We start from the raw sequence: 3,743 nt of genomic DNA on the forward strand, positions 1-3,743 counted from the left end.
TGCGAGAAACTACAGAAAGACCAGAAGCAATTGCTGGCGGAACCGCTAAACTTGTCGGTACGAATTCTGATACAATTACCGCAGCAGCCGCAGAATTGCTGAGTAATTCCGTAGCTTACGACGCAATGGCAATGGCCATTAATCCCTTTGGCGACGGTTTAGCCGCCTCGCGGATTTTGAAAATAGTTGAAGAGTATTTTAGTGAGAAGACAGTTGACAATTGACGGTTGACGGTTGACAGTGAGTCGAAAAACTGAAAACCGATTCTCAAGTATTTGTTGGCTGAGTCCGATCTATGGGAATCTCAATCACAAACTTCGTGCCTTCGCCCAGGGTGGAATCACACCAGAGTTTTCCTCCATGCTTTTCCTTCACCACCTGATAGCTAATGGATAAGCCTAATCCTGTCCCCTTGCCTACGGGTTTAGTAGTGAAGAAGGGCTCGAATAAGCGCAATCGCGCTTTTTCTGGAATGCCCGTACCGTTATCGGCGATCGCAATCTCCACCCACTGTTTTTTTGTTTTGGTAGTCTTAATCCAAATCCGATTCGGTTGGTCAACCATATCCTGAAAACTACGTCCTTTATTGCTCTCTTCCAAAGCATCGATCGCATTTGATAGCAAGTTCATAAACACCTGATTAAGTTGACCTGCATAGCATTCTACCAACGGTAACTCGCCATATTGTCTGACTACTTCAATGGTTGGGCGTTCTGGCTTGGCTTGAAGGCGATGTTCTAAAATCATCAAAGTGTCATCAATGCCTTCATGGAGATCGACAGGCTTGAATTCCGCGTGATCCAGACGAGAAAAGCTACGCAACGAAACCACAATGTCCCGAATGCGAGTGCTGCCCACTTTCATCGACTTAAGAATCTTAGTAAGATCCTCTTTTAGGAAGTTTAGATCCACATCCTCTAGGTCATCTTGAAGTGATGGGGACGGGTTGGGATAGTCTATTTGATAGGCATCTAGTAATCGCAGTAAGTCATGGACGTGTTGATTGAGATGAGACAGGTTGCCGTAGATAAAGCTGACCGGATTGTTGATTTCGTGCGCTATCCCTGCCACCATTTGCCCCAGTGCCGACATTTTTTCGTTATGCACCATCTGACTCTGGGTGCGGTGCAGTTCTTCAAGGGTACTCTCTAGTTGTTGCACCTGTTCGTTCAGTTGCCGATCGCGAGCCATAAGTTGCTCTGCCATACTCTTAAATCCCTGAGCTAAAAGCCCCACTTCATCCTGACTATCAACCGGAATACCAATGGCTAAATTGCCTCTGGCCAATTCCTGGGTTGCCTTAGTCAGTCTTTGAATGCGAAGGCTCAGAGCTTGGGTCAGACGGAAACCTCCGATCATCACGACTGCGATCAGGACACTTCCTAATAGGCCAAAGCCACCCACCACAAACCATAAATGCTGTTCTGCTTCGTCTATTTCCTTAGCAGACTTGAGTACAGCAATGTGGAGAGTTGCCCCATCAAAACTTTGTAATTCGATTGTTGCGATCAGGTATTGTTCACCTGCAATCATGATTTTGGTGGGCAACCCGTCTGGCTGTCGAAATTGCCAAGCTTGATCGCGGTTAAGTGGCAAAGTAGCAGCCGTCACCTTCTCGCCGTCAAAAGCCACCAAATGTATGGATGTGTTGCCGCGAATCGACTGGAGCGCTGTGTCGTCAATGGCTAATCCCGCAACTAAACCAGCTAGGATCTTTTCAGATGATTTGATTGATATTAACCCAATCATGGAAGACGGAGCCCTGTTTTGGGCCAGGATAATTCCCGATAACTCTAGTCCGGTTCGGGCAGCACGGTTGACAGAGGCATCCTGCAATGTCGCCTGCCTTATTGCTCCCAACTGTGAAGACACTAAGACTTGACCATCAGCATCAACTATTCTGATCAAATCCAGTTTAAAACCAGCTTGGATTGGTAATAGTGTCCGCAGTAATAAAGGGCGATCGCCCTTTATTACTGCTCTGATGACATCATTATCCTCACTCACCGAACGGGCTTTCACACGGAGTGATTCTTGCCTTTGCTTGAGAGATTCCCCCAGCATACTAGCCAGATCCACCATCTCCTTTCGCGCCATTTGTTCTAAGTTGTTTTTAGCAAAATAACCAAAACCCAAGGTTCCGACAGTCCATAGACTCAGAAATGCTAACAATAGAGGTGATAACAATTTGACGGAAACGGGTAACCGCGCGTATCTGGACTGGATGGCCATAGATCTTAATTTTTGGCGGGTGGGGTCACAAAAATAAAGCCCGACTCCTCCATCGCGTTGATTCCTGGCGGACTAGAGATGTATTTAATTAGCGCTTGGGTAGCCTCTGAAGGTTTTTTGTGCCAGAGAATTGAAATTGTCCGAACCATCGGATACTTGCCCGCTTTGACATTTTCTCGTGTTGGTTCAACCCCGTTGAGGCTGAGGCGGTTGACAGGTAGTTTATTGGAAATGGCGTAAGCAAGGGAAAAGGTACCGATGCTGTAAGGAGTGCTTTGAATTGCCTCGATCAATTCCCCTTCTTTCCGAAATACTACTGCTTCTAATGAATTTTTTAAATCTGCTCCTAGGTAATATTTCCGCAAGAGCCGCTTGGCAGATTCATCTTCTGGGCGATCTAGCAGCACAATTTTAGCATCGGTTCCTCCGACTTCCTTCCAGTTGGTGATAGTTCCGCTATAAATGCCTTTGATGTCTTCAGTAGTGAGGTTTTTTACCCCTGTGACGCTGGAATTAGTGGCCACTAAAAGGGCATCGTGGGCAACATCGCGAGACTCTAAAGTGCCATCATTTTCTTCTGGCTTTAATGTTCTTGATATGGCACCTACATCGACTAATGTCTGTTTAACCCCATCAATTATATTTTCGGACTGCCCTGGTTCTAGGTGGGTAATTTTGACGTTTTTTGCGGTAGCTTCGTAGTTGGTTTGCAGCACCTTCATCAGACCCAACGTGCTGCTTGATGCCCCAACTTTAATCGAGGTTTGGGTTTGCGTTGCGGCAGTCGTGGGCGCTGTTGTCGTGGTGGCACTGCTGGTCGTCGTACTACAACTGGGCAGCCCTAGCAGGACGATCGCACTTAAAGCTAGGGTAACTAAATTCGGTTTCATTTGAAAATTCCTATGCTATTAAAGATTATATGGTACTATAAACTCAAGTTTTTGAGTATTTTATAGTGAACCCAATTCGAGCAATTGATTTGTGACTTTTCATCAAAAAGGAGTTGATATCTCACGGTTGATTTCACCCCTATTAAATTTTAGGCTAAATAATTAAAATCTGCAATGAGTCGATCGCAAAGTTTTGTGATGCTGTTTAATATGATTAGGAACCGGATCATACTTATGATAGCTGCGAGCGCAGACTCTATATGCAGCCTCATCAATTAAAAGTTACTGTTACAGGTCAATCTCGAAGCTTTTATCCTGACTAATTTATCTTAATTGCCAGTTACAGATAAGTGTTTTGTGTTGAGCTTGATAGATCAATTTGCGATCGTTGAAAATAGTGATGTGGGCTCTCCTGATTTTGTGGTGATAAACAAACCGCATATCCTTACTCCGAGGGCATCACAGAATCGCGAACAGTTGTGATTGATACCGTATACACCATAAACCCAGGAGAGCCGTTTTTTACCATGCCCGAAGCCACACACCGCGTTTGTATCGTCCTAGGAACTCGCCCGGAAGCAATTAAACTAGCTCCTGTAATTCAACAGTTCAAAAATTCAC

The 3,743-nt window shown here is 45.2% G+C and carries 3 protein-coding genes; 1 reads left to right on the forward strand and 2 read right to left on the reverse strand.

Annotation, left to right across the window (positions count from 1 at the left end; all coding sequences use genetic code 11):
- A partial coding sequence (locus tag QUB66_RS29370) for a UDP-N-acetylglucosamine 2-epimerase (protein ID WP_332970770.1) occupies positions 1–224 on the forward strand: 224 nt, incomplete at its 5' end.
- Between the two features lie 43 nt (positions 225–267).
- On the opposite strand, the gene QUB66_RS29375 is transcribed toward QUB66_RS29370, so the two are convergent.
- Complete coding sequence (locus QUB66_RS29375) at positions 268–2,232, reverse strand: sensor histidine kinase (protein ID WP_332970769.1); 1,965 nt, start codon at positions 2,230–2,232, stop codon at positions 268–270.
- Positions 2,233–2,237: 5 nt separating this feature from the next.
- Positions 2,238–3,122 carry a substrate-binding domain-containing protein gene (locus QUB66_RS29380; protein WP_332970768.1) on the reverse strand — a complete coding sequence of 295 codons (885 nt, stop codon included), beginning with the start codon at positions 3,120–3,122 and terminating at the stop codon, positions 2,238–2,240.
- Between the last annotated feature and the right edge of the window lie 621 nt (positions 3,123–3,743).

The sequence above is a fragment of the Microcoleus sp. A2-C3 genome (genome assembly GCF_036706065.1).
Lineage (GTDB): Bacteria > Cyanobacteriota > Cyanobacteriia > Cyanobacteriales > Microcoleaceae > Microcoleus.

Bases quoted from the DNA above. Each gene is read 5' to 3' on its own strand.
- QUB66_RS29375 (WP_332970769.1), bottom strand. From the start codon at position 2,232: ATGGCCATCCAGTCCAGATACGCGCGGTTACCCGTTTCCGTCAAATTG.
- QUB66_RS29380 (WP_332970768.1), bottom strand. From the start codon at position 3,122: ATGAAACCGAATTTAGTTACCCTAGCTTTAAGTGCGATCGTCCTGCTA.